Genomic DNA, 15,599 nt, shown 5'->3' with positions numbered 1-15,599 from the left:
CCTGGCGCACGAGCGGGGCGCAGGCGCGCGCGATCTCGTCGCTGCGCACGATCGCCGTCGGCGCATGCAGGAAGAGGATCGCGCCGGCCTCGGGATGGGCGAGCAGGGCCTGCAGCGTCACCGTGTAGCGGCTCGCCGGCGCGTCGCCGATCATGTCGATTGGGTTGCCGTGCGACCAGTGCTCGGGCAGCGCCGCGTCGAGAGCGGCGGTCAGCGCCGGCCCCGGCTCCGGCAGCACGATGCCGGCGAAGGCGGCGGCGTCGGCGGCCATGACGCCGGCGCCGCCGCCGTTGGTCATGACGGTCAGGGTCTCGTCGCGGTTGGCGCCGAAGCGGGCCAGCGTCGCCGCCGCGAGCAGGAGCTCCTCGAGCGTGTCGACGCGCAGCATCCCGGCGCGGCGGAAGGCGGCGTCGAAGACCAGGTCCGACCCGGCCAGCGCGCCGGTGTGCGACGCCGCGGCGCGCAGCCCGTTGCCGGCGCGGCCGGCGTTGACGACGATGACCGGCTTGTTGCGGGCCGCGGCACGGGCCGCCGACATGAACTTCTGCGGCGCCTGGATCGACTCGATGTAGAGCAGGATCGAGCGGGTGTGCGGATCGCTGGCCAGCTCGTCGAGCAGGTCGCCGAAGTCGACGTCGAGGCTCTCGCCGACCGAGACCATGTGCGAGAAGCCGATGCGCCGGGTCTTGGCCCAGTCGAGCACCGCCGTCACCAGCGCGCCGGACTGCGAGACGAAGGCCACGTCGCCGGCGAGCGCGTCGGTGTGCGCGAAGGTGGCGTTGAGGCCGAGGGCCGGCGTCATGAGGCCGATGCAGTTGGGCCCGAGCAGGCGCAGCAGGTGCGGCCGCGAGGCGCGCAGCGCCTGCTCCTTCTCGAACGGCGACAGTCCGGCCGTCATGACGATCGCCGCCCGCGTGCCGAAGCGCCCGAGCTCGGCGACGATCGCCGTCACGGTCGACGCCGGCGTGCAGATCACGGCCAGGTCGGGCACCTCGGGCAGGTCGGCGATGCGGGGAACGATTCGCTCGCCGTCGACCTCGGCGTGGCGCGGATTCACGCCGCGCACCGGCCCCTGGAAGCCGCCGGCGCGCAGGTTGCGCCAGACCGTCGCGCCGACGCTGCCGACGCGGCCCGAGGCGCCGATCACCGCGACCGAGCGCGGCCGCAGGAGCCGGCCGAGGTTGCGCGCGCTCAACGCTTTCTCATTGGATCGTGCTCAGCAGGAGCGCCTGCACGATCGAGCGCCGGCTCATTCCCGCCCCAAGCCCCTGCAGCATCCCGGCGAGGGCTGCCGTCGGGTGGCCCGGGCTCGAGATGTCGTCGTAGACGGGGACGTCCGCCTCGGCGCCGAGGCGACGGACCAGGTCGGCCGGGACGCCGCGGCATTCGATGGCGTCGTAAAGGCGGGCCAGCATCCGTGCCGTGTCGCGCACCACGCGCGGATCGCTGTCCTCGGAGAGGCTCGGCCGGATCTGCGAGACGCGGGCGCCGAGGCCTTCGGCCGCGCCCTTGAACAGCCCCTCGGGCTCGTCGCTGCCGCCCAGCACGCCGAGGTTCTTGCCACGCAGCAACGCCCCCGACTGCGCCAGCGGCGCAGCGAGCAGGACGCGTGCGTTCTCGAGCAGGCGGCGCTCGTCGTCCCCTGTCAGCTGGCCGAGCTGGCGGCTTTGCAGTGGATGGAACACGAGGCGCATTCGGAGGAAGGGCACCGCTGTCGGCGCAGTCGTCGGAAACTGGAGCCTAGGGGTCCTGCAGGGGGTGTCCTTGATGCGGGTCAAGGTCGGCGGTGCGCAAACGCAGATAAGCACGGCCTGACACGCTCTGTTTACACACTGCGACCGAGGGATGCACGCGGTTGGTCGTGGGGGCGAAGGCCCTGCCTAGGATGCCTTCACGCCCCAAGGAGTTTCCCGTGACCGATGCCCTGCCCCGCAGCACCACCCTGTCCTTGCTCGACGCCCTGCTGGCGCCGCAGCGCCGCCTCGTGCACACCGGCGATTCGCTCTACCGCGCGGGCGACGGCTTCGACAACCTCTATCTCCTGCGCGCCGGCTTCTTCAAGATCGTCAAGCTGGCCGAGGACGGGCGCGAGCAGCTCGTCGGCCTGAAGTTCGGCGGCGACTGGATGGGCTTCGACGGCATTGCCCGCAACGCCTATGGCTGCGAAGCCGTGGCCATGGACACCGGCGAGGTCTGGGTCGTGCCTTACGCCCGGCTGCTGGCGGCGTGCACGACCTGCCCCGACCTGCTGGCGATCGTGCACGAGGCGATGAGCCGCGAGATCGGCCGCGACCGGGATTCGCTGATGTCCGTCTGCACCCTGCCCGCCGACGCCCGCGTCGCCGAGTTCCTGCGCTACTTCGCCGGCTCGCTCGAGGAGCGCGGGCTGCGCAGCGACCAGATCACGCTGCGCATGACGCGCGCCGAGATCGGCAACTACCTCGGCATGACGCTGGAAAGCGTGAGCCGGGCCTTGTCGAGGCTCGCCCGCGACAAGGTCATCGCCTTCGCCGAGAAGGGGCGCCGCGACATCCGCATCCCGGACGTCGGCGCCCTCTCCGCCTTCATGCACCGCTGCATGGCGCCGGCGCCGCTGCTGCAGTAAGGCGCGGGCCCCGCCGGCGCGCCGGCGGTCAGGCCGACGCGACGCGGGCGATGGCGCTGGCGAACTCCTCGCGCGAGAACGGCTTCTGCAGGAGCTCCCAGTGCGGCGGCGCGTGCTGGTCGGCGTCGAGCAGCTCGGGCGAGAAGCCCGACACGAGGACGACGCCGATTCCCGGCAGGCGCTCCTGGACCCTGGCCGCCAGCTCCGTGCCGCGGATGCCCGTGCCGAGTGCGATGTCGGAGACCAGCAGATCGAAGGCGCCTACGTCGGCGGGGCCGCCGAGCGCGAGCAGGGCCTGCTCGCCATTGGCCGCTGTCGTGACTTCGCAGCCGAAGCCCTCGAGAAAGCGGCGCACGACCGTTCGCACCTCGCCGTCGTCCTCGACGAGGAGCGCGCGCAGGCCGCGGCGGAGCGGCTGCGCCGTTCCGGCGACGTCGCCTGCCGCGCCGGCCACCTCGGAAAGCGCCGGGATGTAGAGCGTCAAGGTCGTGCCCCCGCCGGGGACGCTGTCGATGGAGACCGCGCCGCGCGACTGCTTGGCGAAGCCGTAGACCGTGCTGAGGCCGAGGCCGGTGCCGCGACCCGCGGACTTCGTCGTGAAGAACGGCTCGAACGCGCGCTTGCGGACCTCGTCGGTCATGCCCAGGCCGCTGTCGGCAACGGCGATGGCGATGAAGCCGCCGGCGCCGGCCTGGCGCAGGTCGATCTCGTGCGCGACGTGAGCCGGAAGCCTGCCGACCGCCTGGGCTCGAAAGCGCAGGGTGCCACCCTCGGGCATGGCGTCGCGGGCGTTGATGGCGATGTTCAGGAGCGCCGCCTCGAGCTGTCCCGGATCGGCCAGCGCGGCCGCACCGGCCGGGCCGGCGTCGACCTCGATGCGGATGCGCTGATCGAGGGTTCGCCGCAGCATGTCGGCCAGCGAGCCAAGCAGGGTGGCGACGTCCACGGTCGTCGGCTGCAGGACCTGCCGCCTCGAGAAGGCAAGCAGCTTGCTCGTCAGCTCGGCGCCACGCCGCGAGGCGCGTGCCGCGGCGTCGACCAGCTGCCGGGCATCATCGTCCGCGGCGAGCGCCGGCAGCTCGTCGAGCACCTGCAGGTTGCCCTGGATCACCGTGAGCAGGTTGTTGAAGTCGTGCGCAATCCCGCCGGTGAGCTGGCCGACGCTCTCGAGCCGCTGTGCGTGGTTGAGGGCCTGCTCGGACTGGGCCCGCTGCAGCGTGCTCGCCAGCAGGTTGGCGAGCGACTCGAGAAAGCCGGTCTCGTCGGCGTCGTAGCTGCGCGCCGCCAGCGAGCGGACGGCGAGGACGCCGATGGTGCGGCCGCGGTCCGAGATCGGCACGCCGACGCCGCTGCGCAGTTCGGCGCCCGAGCCGGCCGCCGCGCCAGTGGCTCGCGGCTCGTCCGGCTCGTCGACATAGAGGGCGCTGCGACCCTCCGCCAGGACCATCCCGACTGTCGAATCCGGCGGATGCGGCAAGCGGCTGCCGCGCGCCTCGCGGGCCCACGCGCCGGCGACCGCCGCAACGCGCAGCTCGTGCAGGTTGCCGTCCAGGAGGTAGACCGTCGCGGCGTCGGCGCGCAGGGCCTCGATGGCGGCGACCGGCACCTCGTCGGTGAGGACCTCCGAGTCGCCGACGTCGATGGCGAGCCGGCCCAGCCGGGCGAGCTGTTCACTGTAGTGGGCCCGCTGCAAGGCCTGCTTGACCCGCGGGTAGGCGCCGATGTCGCGAATCGCCGCCACCACCAGCGGCTGCCCCTGCTTGTCGAGGGGGCTGAGGGCGATCTCGACCGTCACGGTCGAGCCGTCCTTGCGCCGCGCCAGGAGCTCGGTCTGCATGCCCATGGGCCGCGGCCGCTTCTCGCGCGCGAAGGCCGTCCGAAAGGCGGCGTGACGCGGCCGGACTGCGTCGGGCACGAGCGCGTCGACAGGAAGGCCGACCAGCTCCTCGACGGAGTAGCCGAGCAGGGTCGCCGCCGACGGGTTGGCGAGGACGACCGTGCCACCGGCATCGACGACGACGAGCGCATCGTGGTACGCCGCGAACAGGGTCCGGAACAGGCTCGCGCCGTCCAGCCCGGATGCCGGCCGCAGATCGGCCGGTACTTGCAAGTGCTCAGCCATGCTCGACCGTCGGCACCAGGACGTAGCCGGCGCCGCGCACCGACTTGATGATCTTCGGCTCTTCGGGATCGAGCTCCAGCTTCTTGCGCAGGCGACCGATCTGGACGTCGATCGTGCGGTCGAAGGGAGCCGCCTCGCGGCCGCGCGTCGATTCGAGCAGGAAATCGCGCGACAAGACACGGCCGGCGTGCTCGACCAGGACCTTGAGCAGATCGAACTCGCCGCTCGTCAAGGCGACTTCCCGGCCATCGCCGCCGGTGAGCTGACGTGCGGCAAGGTCGAGCTCCCACCCGTCGAAGCGGCGCAGCTCGCGCCGTCCCGGCCTGCGGCCCGGCACGGGCGGAGCGTCCGGCGCCAGCCGGCGCAGCACGGCCTTGACGCGCGCGACCAGCTCGCGCAGGTCGAAGGGCTTGGTCACGTAGTCGTCGGCGCCGACCTCGAGGCCGACGACCTTGTCGACCGGATCACCGCGCCCGGTGACGATGACCAGGCCGCAGCGCCAGTGCTCGCGCAGCTGGCGCGCGATCGAGAAGCCGTCCTCGCCGGGCAGGCCGAGGTCGAGGAGGACGAGCGCCGGTGCATCGACGGGCATCAGCCGCATCAGCGCCGCACCGTCGTGCAGCTCGGTCACCCGGTAGCCGTGCTTGACAAGGTAGGCGGCGAGCAGACGGGTGATGTCGGCTTCGTCGTCGACGACGGCAATGTGGTGCACGGGGTTGAACAGGGCCAGGCGGGTCGGATCGAGCGGGAAGCCTAGCAGGCTTCCCCGCAGGGCCGATCCACTTCGATCCGAGCGCTCGCGCAAGTGGGGCAGATAGTTGCCGATGCGGTGCAGGATCGGGAACGCCGCCAGCGGGATCACTCATAGAGAACGCCAGAGATCTTGAGGCCGGAGCACACGAAGCCCGACGACGGCCCCGAGCAGGAAAAACAGGATGACGGGTTCGAAGTACGGCATCTGCACCTCGACCCATCACGCAGTGCCTTCGCTCTGTCTGAAAGTCCCTGCTTCGACAGCCCGCCTCCTGGTGCGGGCGCGGATATTGAGCGCTTCGACGGCCAGCGAGAACGCCATCGCGACATAAATGAAGCCCTTGGGTACGTGCAGGTCGAAGGCTTCGGCGGTGAGCGCCATGCCGACCATCATCAAGAAGGCGAGCGCGAGCACCTTGATCGATGGATGCTTGTCGACGAAATCCCCGATCGGTTTGGCGGCGACGAGCATCACGACGACCGAGAAGACGATCGCGGCGACCATCACGCTGATCTGGTCGACCATACCGACCGCCGTGATGACCGAGTCGAGCGAGAACACGATGTCGATGATCGCGATCTGGCCGATGATGCCCCAGAACAACTTGCTGCCGGCGGCCTTGAGGGCCGCGGCGTCGGTGCTGGGCAGGCGGGGCGGCTCGCGGGCCTCGACCTCGACGAAGATCTCGTGCGAGGCTTTGTAGAGCAGGAACAAGCCGCCGAAGAGGAGCACGAGGTCTCGACCGCTGAAACCGTTGGCGGCCACGGTGAAGAGATCGGTCGTCAGACCCATCACCCAGGTGAGCGAGAACAGCAGCAGAAGGCGCGAGACCATCGCGAAGCCGAGACCGAGCCGGCGCGCCATGTCGCGCTGATGCGCCGGCAGCCGGCCGACCAGGATCGAGATGAAGATGATGTTGTCGATGCCCAGGACGATCTCGAGGGCAGCGAGCATCGCAAACGCGATCCAGAGATTGGGGTCGAGGAAAAGTTCCAATTTGCGTCAAGCCTGTAGGGCTAGAGCCACCGTCTGCCGCGAGGCACGACCTGAAAGTCGAGTCCGTACAGCAGGGGTTCGAGCAGTTCCTGCCGGCGAGTGGTGCCGGGCTGTTCGTGAGCCTGCATCGCTTCAAGGACAGCCAATTCGGAGGCCGTGATCCCGCCGTTCGAAATGAGTGTCAGCGCGACGATCCGGGCAGCAGCGTGCGGGCTGTTGCGCGGATAGCGATGCGCAGAGGATGGATGCTTGCTCATGGTCGGACTTTCGAAGAGGCTGGGTGGATGCCCAGCCAAGGGAAGAAGGCGTCCAGGATCGATGCCCGGCGACGGGGGACTCGGGGGTGTCCCGGCACGGCAATCCGCTGGTCGAGCTCCTTGAAATCCAGCGAATCGCCAAGGCAGCGCGAACCGCGGTCGACTCCGACCCCGTCGAGCTCCATCCACTGCAGGGGTCCCTCCCGGCAGCTCGCGCAGTTCATCGCCGGGTCAGTCGAAGATGTCGCCCAACCACGACTTCCTGCGGCTGCCGTGATGACCTTGAGCACGGGGATGGTCCGAATCGACGAAGTCGGGCCGCGCTCGTTCAGCGCCGTCCCGGTCGGCCGCTGGCGCCGCCGTCACGGAACGTTCGACCAGCTTGTCGAGCTCGCCGCGGTCGAGCCATACGCCTCGGCATTGCGGGCAATAGTCGATCTCGACGCCCTGGCGGTCGCTCATCACCAGCGTAACTTCGGTGCAGTTGGGGCATTTCATGGTGCTCTCCTCAATCGCTGCTGCTGCCGAAGCCGATCAGCGCCAGCAAGCTGCTGAACAGGTTGTAGATCGATACGTAGAGGCTCACCGTGGCCATGATGTAGTTCGTCTCGCCGCCGTAAATGATGCGGCTGGTTTCGAACAAGATCAGGCCGGCCATCAGCAGCACGAAGGCGGCCGAGACTGTCAGCGACAGGGCGGGCACCTCGAAGAAGACGGCGCCGATTCCGGTGAGGAACGCGACCAGTATCCCGGCCAGCAGGAACCCGCCCATGAAGCTGAAGTCCCTGCGGCTGGCCATCGCGTAGGCTGACAGGCCGACGAAGATCGCCCCCGTTCCGCCCATGGCCATCATCACCGTCTGGTGCCCGTTGGGCATCGCCAGGTAGTGGCTCACGATCGGACCCAGCGCGTAACCCATGAACCCCGTGAGGCCGAAGACGGCGGCCAGGCCCCAGACGCTGTTGCGCAACTTCGTCGTCGCGTAGAGCAAGCCGAAGAAGCCGACGAGGGTCAGGATGAGGCCCGGGTGCGGCAGTTTCAACGCTGCGCTGGCGGCGGTCGCGGCGGCGCTGAAGAGCAGGGTGGCCGACAACAGCCGGTACGTGTCGCGCAGGACGCGGTTGATGCCTGGTGCGTGAGTCGCGGCGGATGGGGCCCCCGCCTGCGGCAGAGTCTGCTCCAGCCTCATGCTCGTTCTCCCCGGGAGTGGACAAGGTCCGGCTTGCCTTCGAACCGGCCAGGCGGTGAGGTGAAGGCGTCGCCCGGCCCGCGCCACCGGCCGAATCGGGATCGGTCGAGATGCTTCACCACGACGCGACCGACTCGATCCGTCGCACGATCGATCACGGCGTACAGATCAGCCCCGACATCCGCGATCACTGCGATCGGGGCATCGAACAAGTAGACGCGGATGCGACAGAACTTGTCGGCGCCAACGCGCCGACGGCTCGCCTCGCCGACGCGCACGACGACGCGCTGGATGCGGTCGGCGTGGCGCGACATGACAAACCCCAGCCGCCGCGTGGCATGGTCCGACAACGCCATCGTCAGCGGGATTCGGACGCTCTGAATGTCGATGTTCATCGTTCAACCATGTGAGTCGCCGAATGTGGCGAGAAGATCAATGTAGAGAGCCTGATGGATCGCGTAAATCCGAAAGATGTCTCACATTCGTTCGATAAATCCTTAACATTGAGCATGAATTACAAGCATCTCCACTACTTCATGCAGGTGGCGAAGTCGGGCAGCGTCATGAAGGCGAGCCAGCGTCTGCACCTGACGCCGCAGACCATCAGCGGTCAGATTCAGGTGCTCGAAGAGTCGCTCGGCTGCGCACTGTTCTCCAAGAGCGGGCGCGGCCTGGTGCTGACCGAGATCGGCCGGCTGACGCTGGGCTATGCGGAGGAGATCTTTGCGCTCGGATCCGAACTCGTGGAGGCAGTGCGCGAGGTCCCGAAGCACGGGCGCGTACTCGAGTTCAAGGTCGGGGTGGTCGACGTGGTGCCGAAGTCCATGGCCTATCGGCTGGTCGAGCCTGCAACCCAGCTGCCAGAGCCCGTGCGCATCGTCTGCCGCGAATGGAAGCTCGACAATCTTCTCGCAGAGCTTGCCATGCACCGGCTCGATCTGGTCATCTCGGACGCGCCGATTCCCGCGTCGATCAGCGTGCGTGCCTTCAGTCACCGGCTCGGAACCTCGGCGGTCAGCTTTTTCGCGGCCCCGGCGCTGTTGGCGAGCCTGGGCGGACCGTTTCCCCGATGCCTCGACGCTGCCCCGATGCTCTTGCCTGGCGAAGACTCCGCGCTCGGGCAGCGCTTGCGAGCGTGGTTTCATGCCCAGTCCCTGCGGCCCCGCGTCGTCGGTGAGTTCGACGACAGTGCGCTGGCCAAGGAATTCGGCCGACGCGGCGCGGGCATCTTCGTAGGCCCGTCCGTGCTGTCACACGAGATCGAGAAGCAACTCAACGTCAAGACCTTGGGCACAGCCGGCGATGTCCTGGACGAATTCTTTGCGATCTCGGTGGAGCGGCGCGTAACTCATCCCTGCGTCGTCGCGATCACGCAGTCGGCCCGGAACGAGTTGTTCACACCGCGTGCGAAAGCAGGCCGCAGCCCTGCCCGCCGGGCCAAAGGCGAACGGCCGCGCCCGTGACGACAACGATCGACCGGGGCGCGCCCGGCTGTCGTTGCCGAACACTCACTGGTAACCGACACCCGTGACGTAGTCGCGAAGAAGCGAGGCCTCGTACTTCTCGTCCGCGATCAGGGCACGAAGCGCGTCGTGCGAATACACGATGCCATGCGGTCTGCGAGCGTCGTCGACAACCGGAATGTGGGCAAGGCCGCGCTTTTCCATCTTGGCCATGACGTCGAGCAGAGAGTCGCTGGGGCGACAGAACGTGACCGCACGCGTCATCACCTCGCCGGCGACGACCGTCGCAATGCTCTCGACGGCCCGACCGAACTGCTGCACGACATCGGTCTTCGTGACGACACCCAACATCACCCCGTCTGCGTCGCAGACGACGAGCAGGCCGATGTGCGGGTCGGAGAGAAGGACTGCCACGTCCACGAGCACCGCATCGGCACCGATCATCACGAGCCGCGAACGGGCCAGAGCGTCTATCTTGTGGACCGGTATCGTGCGCATCTTGGTGCTCCAGCTCGCTGCATCGCGCCACTCAGACCGAGAGCACCATCGCGCCGGCCAGCACGCCGCCGGCGCCCACTGCGCCGACCGCGGCCAGCAGCCCGGCATCGCGGCGGTTGTCGGCGGCGTACTCGCGCCAGGCACCCAGCAATATCACGGCGGTCAGCAGCGCGGTCACGAATAGAACGTCAGCCATCACGATCCCTTCGGCACACGAACAACGTCCCCGAACAGAGCTGAACATAGGTCATCGACGCGCTTCGCAAAAGCAGAAAAACTGCGCCCGATGCATCGAGTAAGCCGACGATTGCGCACTTCGATCACACCGCTGCCTTGATGTTTGTCAAGGTGGTTGACGGCGAGGACGCTACGCTCGGCTCATCGAGCAAAGGCGCGAGTCGCCACGCGGGGACCGATCAGGCGCGGTCGAACCACATGAACGGGGATGAGATGGCGACCCGAAGACAGCACCGGATCCTGATTGCGACCGATGGCTCTCCGCCGGCGCAGGCCGCACTCGAGACGACGCTCGTGTTTCCGTGGCCCTCCTCATCGCACGGGCGAGCTGTCGTCGCCCGCTCGAGCGCGCTGTTCGCGTCGGAGGAAACCCGCTCAGTGGTGGAAGAGAGCTTCAAGATGACCGCCTTCGAGGCCGGCAACGCGTTGACACGGCGCTGGCCGAAGTCGAGGGTCGTGGTTGCCGATGGCGACCCGGCCGATGCCATTCTGGCCGAGGCGGAGAGCTTCGAGGCCAGCACGGTTGTCCTCGGCTGGCGCGGTCATGGCAGGTTTCGCCGGCTGCTCGCAGGCAGCGTCTCGCGTCGCGTCGCCGAGCAGGCCTCCTGCCCGGTGCTGGTCGTGCGCGAAGCCCCGGCCGCCGTGCGCCGCTTCGTCGTCGGCTTCGATGGCTGCTACAACGCCGAGCGTGCGCTGGATTTTCTCGGCTCGCTCGAGCCTGGACGCGGCACCCGCGCCATCCTCGTCAATGTGGTCGAGCCGGTCACTGCACCGTCGATCGGTCGCTTGCCGGCATCGATTCGCACGCGCATCCTCGGCGAACTGGCGACGATGAACGAAGAAAAGCGTCGACAAGGTCAGACGCTAGTCGACGCAGGCGTCGCTCGCTTGCAGCGCGCCGGCTGGAAGGCAGAGGGTGAGATTCGGCCCGGAGCGCCACTCGCGAGCCTGTTGAAGGCCGTCGCCGAGCATCGGGGTGACGTCCTTGTCGTGGGAGCACGGGCCGTCAGCGGCCTCGAGCGCGCGCTGCTCGGAAGCGTGGCTGCAGGTGCGCTGAACAACTCGCCTGTCGTGCTGTTGGTGAGGTAGGGGGGCAGCCGTGTCGCCGGTGTCGATGACGCATTGAGTGTGCCTTCGACGGCGGCCTGCCGATCCTGGACCACGCGCCCGCCGCTTCATATGAACTGCAGCGCTTCTCCCGTTCGATCGAGCGCCAGCAGGTTGCCGATCGTTCCGCCACGAACGCGCCCGACCATCGTATCGAGCGCACGCTCGACCTGCTCCGCGCTCGGTGCCCGGCCGGCCCGTCCCGACAGGCCGGCAGCGAAGACGACGTCCCACGCCGGGCCCGCCTCGCTGGCCTCGGCGACGAGTGCCTCGAAGCCGGCCAGATCGGCCGGGCTCTTGTCGACGCACGTCAGCGGCGTCAGGGTGCCGCCGCGGCCGGCGCTGAAGCTCGCGCGCTGGGCCGGCGTGGCGTCGTCGGGCAACGCGGCGGCGGCGAACACGAAGAGCATGCGCTGCGGCTCTGCTTCGGCTGAGGCGGCCGCGCGGAACTGGTCGAACATGGAAACGGTGTGCAAGGAGGAAGGCTGCATGGGGGATCCTGGTGGCCTGCGACGGGTCAGGCTTCGCGCTGCTCGGTCCGGCGCAGTGCCTCGGGCGTCATCTGCACCGGCAATGCCGCCTCGCGGCCGAGCTCGAGCCACGCCGCGAGGTTCGGCGCTTCGGGCGTCGCTTCCTCGTAGAGCGCGCGTATGCCGCCGCAATGGCTGTGGCCACAGACGACGATGCGTGCGACGCCGAGCCTGAGGACGGCGAACTCGATCGCCGCCGCCGTGCCGTGGTGCCCCATGCCACCGTCGTGCGGCGGCACGAACGCGCCGACGTTGCGGACCATGAACACCTCGCCGGGCCCGGTGCCGGTGAGCAGATAGGGCACCAGGCGCGAGTCGGAGCAGCCGATGAAGAGGATGCTGGGGTGCTGGCCGTCCTGCACCAGGGACTCGAAGCGGCCGCGAACGGCCGGGAAGTAGTCGTCGTGAAAGCGGCGCAGGCGCTGCAGCAGCTCGTCCGGCGCCGCGGGCCCTGCCTGCGGCGTCACCGGCAGCGCCACCAGCAGCGTCACCGCACCAGCGGCGTGTCGGCCGCGTCGAGGTCGACCCCTTCGAGTGCCGCCTTGCCGGCCAGCACCTGCAGGTTCTGGCGCAGCGCCGTCACGAAGGCCTGCTGGCGCAGCGCCATGCGCACCGCGCCATGCACGGCCTCGAAGCCCTGCGCCTCGCCGGGGTCGCGCTCGAGCACTTCGACGACGTGCAGCCCGAAACGGCTGTGCACCAGGCGCGGCAGCACGCCGACCTCGACGTGGCCGAGCAGCTCGCGCGCGAACTCGGGCGCGCAGTCGTTCGCGGCCAGCCAGCCGAGCTCGCCGCCCTGCTCGCCGCTCGGGCAGTTGGAGAGCTCGCGCGCCGCCTTGCCGAAGCCGTCGCCGGTGCTGCCGTCGTGGCATCGCACGTCGAGGAGACAGGTCTCGGCCCGGTTGCGCAGCTTGACGACGTCGATGCCCGGCGTCACCGCGAACAGGATGTGCCGGACGCGAACCCGTTCGCCGGTGCAGTAGCGCGCCAGGTGCGCCGCGTGGTGACGCATCGCCGCTTCGTCGGACGGGTCGGGCACGTGCAGCTCGCGCTCGAGCAGGGCGTCGATCGCGGTCGATGCCACGGCGCTGACCACGCCGTCGTCGCCAGGCGTGTCGGTACCGTCGAGCAGGCCGGCATCGATCGCCGCCTGGCGCAGCAGCTCGGTGCAGGCACGCTGCCGCAATGCCTCGGCGGCGACCGGTTCCCCGGGCGGGTGCAGGGCGACTCGGTTGACGCGGGCGATGTCCTGGTGGGTGTTCATGGTGTGGCAGGCCGGATGACGTCGACGGGCGCGGCGAGGGGTGCTGGGGTCGCGGGCGCCGGTCGGCCGGCAGCAGCGCCGCGCGATGCGTTGGCCGCAGGCACGATGACAGAAGCCGGCCTGAGCCGGCCCGCAGGCACGTTCAGGCGCCGGCTGCGCACGACCTGGTGCGGGCGGAACAGGAAGCCGATCGTCGCGAAGCCGCTCCAGACGTGCACCAGGCGGCTGAAGGGGAAGAGCAGGAAGATCGTCATGCCGAAGACGATGTGGAACAGGTACGGCCAGGGCAGTGCGGCGAGCGCGGTCGCGTCCACCGGCCGCAGGGTGACGATGCGCTGGGCCCAGTCGGCCAGGATCACCATCACGCTGCCGTCGGGGTGTTGCCACGAGTACGGCAGCGTGATCAGCCCGACCACGAGCTGGACCCAGAGGATGGCAAGCACGGCGATGTCGGTCGGGTGGCTGGTCAGGCGGATGCGCGGGTCGAAGACCCGCCGGTAGAGCAGCAGGGACAGGCCGACGAAGCACACCGCGCCGGCGATCCCGCCCGCCCACACCGCGAGCATCTGCTTGGTGCCCGCGCTCATCACCGTGCCGTACACGACGTGCGGCGTGAAGAGGCCGACCAGGTGGCCGAAGAAGAGGAAGAGGATGCCGACGTGGAAGAGGTTGCTGCCCCAGCGCAGGGTGCCGGCGCGCAGCAGCTGCGACGAGTCGCTCTTCCAGCTGTACTGGTTCTGATCGAAACGGATCAGGCTGCCCACCACGAACACCGTCAGGCACACGTAGGGATAGACCTGGAACAGGAAGCCGTAGACGCCGCTCATGCCGATGCTCCTTGGGTCGCGCCGGGTGCGGGCTTGCGGACGATGCGGATGGGCTGCGCCTGGTCGGGCCGCGCCTGGCCCTTCGACGAGCAGCCGTCGAACACCACCGGCTCGGCCCAGCTTTCGTCGATCGGCTCTTCGGGCGCCAGCTTCACCGCCTGCGCCTTTTCCCCGGCCAGGTCGAGCAGCGCGCCGAGCACGCTCGCGTAGGCCGATTCGCGCTGCTGCAGGGCGCCGAAGACGGCATTGAAGATGTGCGCCATCTCGGCCAGAAAAGCCTTGGCCTCCCGCCGCGGCTGGGTCGAGACGAACTCGAGCACCGCGGGCAGGTAGTCGGGCAGTTCGCCCTCGGCGAGGACGAGGCCGGCCGTCTCGTAGGTCTTGCCGAGGTCGATCATCGCCGGACCGCGGTCGCGCGAGTCGCCGTGCACATGCTCGAACAGGTGCAGCGAGGTGGCGCGGCCGCGGTCGAACAGCTCGACGTACTTGGCCTCGATGTCGAGCGCGTCGGCACGCCGCAGGGCATCGATCAGGGCGACGAGCTCGTCGCGCCGGCCCGGCGAGAAGGAACGCTCCTCGAGCAGGAGCTCGCGCATCTCGGCGAGATGGCTGCGCAGGCGCACGTCGGGGTAGCCGAGCAGCGCCGCCAAAACGCGCAGGCTGGTCGCCATCGACGGCGCGGATTTCGCTGCGAACATGGTCAGACCTCCGCCTTGATGGGAATCGTGCGCTTCTTGGCCCCGCCGAACAGGCTCGCCTTGCTCGTCCCTTCGGAGCAGCCGTTGCCGAAGGTGAAGCCGCAGCCGCCGCGCATGTCGAAGGTGTTCTCGGCGTACTCGCGGTGCGTCGACGGGATCACGAAGCGGTCTTCGTAGTTGGCGATCGCCATCACGTGGTACATGTCCTCGACCTCGGCCCGGCTGATGCCGACCCGCTCCAGCACGGCCGTGTCGATGCGGCCGTCGACGTGCTTGGCGCGCTGGTAGGCCCGCATCGCCAGCATGCGCTCGAGCGCCCGCACCACCGGCACCGTGTCGCCGGCGGTCAGCAGGTTGGCCAGGTACTTGACGGGGATGCGCAGCTGGCTCACGTCGGGGATGTCGCCGTTGCTGCCGATGTGCCCGGCGTTGGCGGCGGCGCTGATCGGCGACAGCGGCGGCACGTACCAGACCATCGGCAGCGTGCGGTACTCGGGGTGCAGCGGCAGCGCCACCTTCCACTGCACCGCCATCTTGTAGACCGGGCTGATGCGCGCCGCGTCCATCCACTTGTCGGGAATGCCGTCGAGCCGGGCCTGCGCGATCACCGCCGGATCGTGGGGGTCCATGAAGATGTCGAGCTGGGCCTGGTAGAGGTCGCGGTCGTGCTCGACGCTGGCGGCCTCCTGGATGCGGTCGGCGTCGTAGAGCAGGACGCCGAGGTAGCGGATGCGGCCGACGCAGGTCTCGCTGCACACCGTCGGCTCGCCGGCCTCGATGCGCGGGTAGCAGAAGGTGCACTTCTCCGCCTTGCCGCTCTTCCAGTTGTAGTAGATCTTCTTGTACGGGCAGCCGCTCACGCACATGCGCCAGCCGCGGCACTTGTCCTGGTCGACCAGGACGATGCCGTCTTCCTCGCGCTTGTAGATCGAGCCCGAGGGGCACGAGGCGACGCAGGCCGGATTCAGGCAGTGCTCGCACAGGCGCGGCAGGTACATCATGAAGGTGTTCTCGAACTCGCCGCAGATGTCCTTCTGCGCCTGCTCGAAGCC

19 protein-coding genes and 1 pseudogene are annotated in these 15,599 nt (G+C 69.1%); 3 read left to right on the top strand and 17 right to left on the bottom strand.

Annotated features, from left to right (window positions below; translation table 11 throughout):
* Both AC30N0_RS12495 and AC30N0_RS12490 read right to left on the bottom strand, forming a co-directional pair.
* Positions 1 to 1,195 (bottom strand): acetate--CoA ligase family protein (locus tag AC30N0_RS12495; RefSeq protein ID WP_489518233.1); only part of this gene is annotated, 1,195 nt, incomplete at its 3' end.
* A gap of 7 nt (positions 1,196 to 1,202) precedes the next feature.
* Positions 1,203 to 1,709, bottom strand: a complete 507-nt coding sequence (locus AC30N0_RS12490; RefSeq protein WP_489518232.1) for a Rossmann-fold NAD(P)-binding domain-containing protein — start codon at positions 1,707 to 1,709, stop codon at positions 1,203 to 1,205.
* Between the two features lie 203 nt (positions 1,710 to 1,912).
* On the opposite strand from AC30N0_RS12490, the gene AC30N0_RS12485 reads away from it, so the two are divergent.
* A complete protein-coding gene (locus tag AC30N0_RS12485) occupies positions 1,913 to 2,605 on the top strand; it encodes a Crp/Fnr family transcriptional regulator (RefSeq protein ID WP_489518231.1) in 693 nt (230 codons plus the stop codon).
* Positions 2,606 to 2,633: 28 nt separating this feature from the next.
* On the opposite strand, the gene AC30N0_RS12480 is transcribed toward AC30N0_RS12485, so the two are convergent.
* The 7 genes from AC30N0_RS12480 to AC30N0_RS12450 all read right to left on the bottom strand — a co-directional run bounded on the left by AC30N0_RS12480 (position 2,634) and on the right by AC30N0_RS12450 (position 8,318).
* Positions 2,634 to 4,727, bottom strand: a complete 2,094-nt coding sequence (locus AC30N0_RS12480) for a PAS domain S-box protein (RefSeq protein WP_489518230.1) — start codon at positions 4,725 to 4,727, stop codon at positions 2,634 to 2,636.
* The gene (locus tag AC30N0_RS12475) at positions 4,720 to 5,451 is read right to left on the bottom strand and encodes a winged helix-turn-helix domain-containing protein (RefSeq protein ID WP_489518235.1); all 732 of its coding nucleotides are present in this window, start codon (positions 5,449 to 5,451) and stop codon (positions 4,720 to 4,722) included. Before AC30N0_RS12475 ends, AC30N0_RS12480 begins: the two co-directional genes overlap by 8 nt.
* 249 nt (positions 5,452 to 5,700) lie before the next feature.
* Complete coding sequence (locus AC30N0_RS12470) at positions 5,701 to 6,435, bottom strand: TerC family protein (protein ID WP_489518229.1); 735 nt, start codon at positions 6,433 to 6,435, stop codon at positions 5,701 to 5,703.
* Positions 6,436 to 6,497: 62 nt separating this feature from the next.
* Positions 6,498 to 6,734, bottom strand: coding sequence for a hypothetical protein (locus tag AC30N0_RS12465; protein ID WP_489518228.1), 237 nt, complete (start codon positions 6,732 to 6,734; stop codon positions 6,498 to 6,500).
* A 231-nt stretch (positions 6,735 to 6,965) separates the two neighbouring features.
* Positions 6,966 to 7,232 (bottom strand): TFIIB-type zinc ribbon-containing protein, encoded by a 267-nt coding sequence (locus AC30N0_RS12460; RefSeq protein ID WP_489518227.1) that lies wholly within the window; start codon positions 7,230 to 7,232, stop codon positions 6,966 to 6,968.
* Positions 7,233 to 7,242: 10 nt separating this feature from the next.
* The gene (locus AC30N0_RS12455) at positions 7,243 to 7,923 is read right to left on the bottom strand and encodes a Bax inhibitor-1/YccA family protein (protein ID WP_489518226.1); all 681 of its coding nucleotides are present in this window, start codon (positions 7,921 to 7,923) and stop codon (positions 7,243 to 7,245) included.
* Positions 7,920 to 8,318: an HPF/RaiA family ribosome-associated protein gene (locus tag AC30N0_RS12450; RefSeq protein WP_489518225.1), complete on the bottom strand. Its 399-nt coding sequence runs from the start codon at positions 8,316 to 8,318 to the stop codon at positions 7,920 to 7,922. The genes AC30N0_RS12455 and AC30N0_RS12450 overlap by 4 nt, the downstream gene beginning before the upstream one ends.
* A gap of 114 nt (positions 8,319 to 8,432) precedes the next feature.
* Between AC30N0_RS12450 and nhaR the strand changes: the two genes are divergently transcribed.
* Positions 8,433 to 9,386, top strand: coding sequence for a transcriptional activator NhaR (gene nhaR, locus AC30N0_RS12445; protein WP_489518224.1), 954 nt, complete (start codon positions 8,433 to 8,435; stop codon positions 9,384 to 9,386).
* Between the two features lie 45 nt (positions 9,387 to 9,431).
* Here nhaR and AC30N0_RS12440 read toward each other — a convergent pair whose 3' ends face one another.
* Together AC30N0_RS12440 and AC30N0_RS12435 are read right to left on the bottom strand one after the other, a co-directional pair.
* A complete protein-coding gene (locus AC30N0_RS12440; protein WP_489518223.1) occupies positions 9,432 to 9,884 on the bottom strand; it encodes a CBS domain-containing protein in 453 nt (150 codons plus the stop codon).
* A gap of 31 nt (positions 9,885 to 9,915) precedes the next feature.
* A complete protein-coding gene (locus AC30N0_RS12435) occupies positions 9,916 to 10,080 on the bottom strand; it encodes a hypothetical protein (RefSeq protein ID WP_489518222.1) in 165 nt (54 codons plus the stop codon).
* 140 nt (positions 10,081 to 10,220) lie between these two features.
* On the opposite strand from AC30N0_RS12435, the gene AC30N0_RS12430 reads away from it, so the two are divergent.
* Positions 10,221 to 11,210, top strand: coding sequence for a universal stress protein (locus AC30N0_RS12430; RefSeq protein ID WP_489518234.1), 990 nt, complete (start codon positions 10,221 to 10,223; stop codon positions 11,208 to 11,210).
* An 86-nt stretch (positions 11,211 to 11,296) separates the two neighbouring features.
* Here the strand turns inward: AC30N0_RS12430 and AC30N0_RS12425 are convergent, their stop codons facing one another.
* The 6 genes and pseudogenes from AC30N0_RS12425 to narH all read right to left on the bottom strand — a co-directional run.
* Positions 11,297 to 11,719, bottom strand: coding sequence for a ribonucleotide reductase subunit alpha (locus tag AC30N0_RS12425; protein WP_489518221.1), 423 nt, complete (start codon positions 11,717 to 11,719; stop codon positions 11,297 to 11,299).
* A gap of 35 nt (positions 11,720 to 11,754) precedes the next feature.
* Positions 11,755 to 12,225, bottom strand: a pseudogene (locus AC30N0_RS12420) (carbonic anhydrase); the annotation flags it as partial.
* A 20-nt stretch (positions 12,226 to 12,245) separates the two neighbouring features.
* The gene (locus AC30N0_RS12415) at positions 12,246 to 13,022 is read right to left on the bottom strand and encodes a peptidylprolyl isomerase (protein ID WP_489518220.1); all 777 of its coding nucleotides are present in this window, start codon (positions 13,020 to 13,022) and stop codon (positions 12,246 to 12,248) included.
* Positions 13,019 to 13,849: a respiratory nitrate reductase subunit gamma gene (narI, locus tag AC30N0_RS12410; protein WP_489518219.1), complete on the bottom strand. Its 831-nt coding sequence runs from the start codon at positions 13,847 to 13,849 to the stop codon at positions 13,019 to 13,021. Before narI ends, AC30N0_RS12415 begins: the two co-directional genes overlap by 4 nt.
* Positions 13,846 to 14,547: a nitrate reductase molybdenum cofactor assembly chaperone gene (narJ, locus tag AC30N0_RS12405; RefSeq protein ID WP_489518218.1), complete on the bottom strand. Its 702-nt coding sequence runs from the start codon at positions 14,545 to 14,547 to the stop codon at positions 13,846 to 13,848. The genes narI and narJ overlap by 4 nt, the downstream gene beginning before the upstream one ends.
* 2 nt (positions 14,548 to 14,549) lie before the next feature.
* Positions 14,550 to 15,599, bottom strand: a 1,050-nt coding sequence (narH, locus tag AC30N0_RS12400) for a nitrate reductase subunit beta (RefSeq protein WP_489518217.1), incomplete at its 5' end; no start/stop codon positions are given.

The organism is Rhizobacter sp. (assembly GCF_031412495.1).
Taxonomy (GTDB): Bacteria; Pseudomonadota; Gammaproteobacteria; order Burkholderiales; family Burkholderiaceae_C; genus Schlegelella_A.
This window is presented reverse-complemented; position numbering and strand designations above follow the sequence as displayed.

What these genes read in the sequence shown, in the direction of transcription:
- AC30N0_RS12480 (WP_489518230.1), bottom strand. Translation starts at nt 4,727, where the DNA reads ATGGCTGAGCACTTGCAAGTACCGGCCGATCTGCGGCCGGCATCCGGG.
- AC30N0_RS12470 (WP_489518229.1), bottom strand. Translation starts at nt 6,435, where the DNA reads ATGCTCGCTGCCCTCGAGATCGTCCTGGGCATCGACAACATCATCTTC.
- AC30N0_RS12465 (WP_489518228.1), bottom strand. Translation starts at nt 6,734, where the DNA reads ATGAGCAAGCATCCATCCTCTGCGCATCGCTATCCGCGCAACAGCCCG.
- AC30N0_RS12460 (WP_489518227.1), bottom strand. Translation starts at nt 7,232, where the DNA reads ATGAAATGCCCCAACTGCACCGAAGTTACGCTGGTGATGAGCGACCGC.
- AC30N0_RS12455 (WP_489518226.1), bottom strand. Translation starts at nt 7,923, where the DNA reads ATGAGGCTGGAGCAGACTCTGCCGCAGGCGGGGGCCCCATCCGCCGCG.
- AC30N0_RS12450 (WP_489518225.1), bottom strand. Translation starts at nt 8,318, where the DNA reads ATGAACATCGACATTCAGAGCGTCCGAATCCCGCTGACGATGGCGTTG.
- nhaR (WP_489518224.1), top strand. Translation starts at nt 8,433, where the DNA reads ATGAATTACAAGCATCTCCACTACTTCATGCAGGTGGCGAAGTCGGGC.
- AC30N0_RS12440 (WP_489518223.1), bottom strand. Translation starts at nt 9,884, where the DNA reads ATGCGCACGATACCGGTCCACAAGATAGACGCTCTGGCCCGTTCGCGG.
- AC30N0_RS12435 (WP_489518222.1), bottom strand. Translation starts at nt 10,080, where the DNA reads ATGGCTGACGTTCTATTCGTGACCGCGCTGCTGACCGCCGTGATATTG.
- AC30N0_RS12430 (WP_489518234.1), top strand. Translation starts at nt 10,221, where the DNA reads ATGTTTGTCAAGGTGGTTGACGGCGAGGACGCTACGCTCGGCTCATCG.
- AC30N0_RS12425 (WP_489518221.1), bottom strand. Translation starts at nt 11,719, where the DNA reads ATGCAGCCTTCCTCCTTGCACACCGTTTCCATGTTCGACCAGTTCCGC.
- AC30N0_RS12415 (WP_489518220.1), bottom strand. Translation starts at nt 13,022, where the DNA reads ATGAACACCCACCAGGACATCGCCCGCGTCAACCGAGTCGCCCTGCAC.
- narI (WP_489518219.1), bottom strand. Translation starts at nt 13,849, where the DNA reads ATGAGCGGCGTCTACGGCTTCCTGTTCCAGGTCTATCCCTACGTGTGC.
- narJ (WP_489518218.1), bottom strand. Translation starts at nt 14,547, where the DNA reads ATGTTCGCAGCGAAATCCGCGCCGTCGATGGCGACCAGCCTGCGCGTT.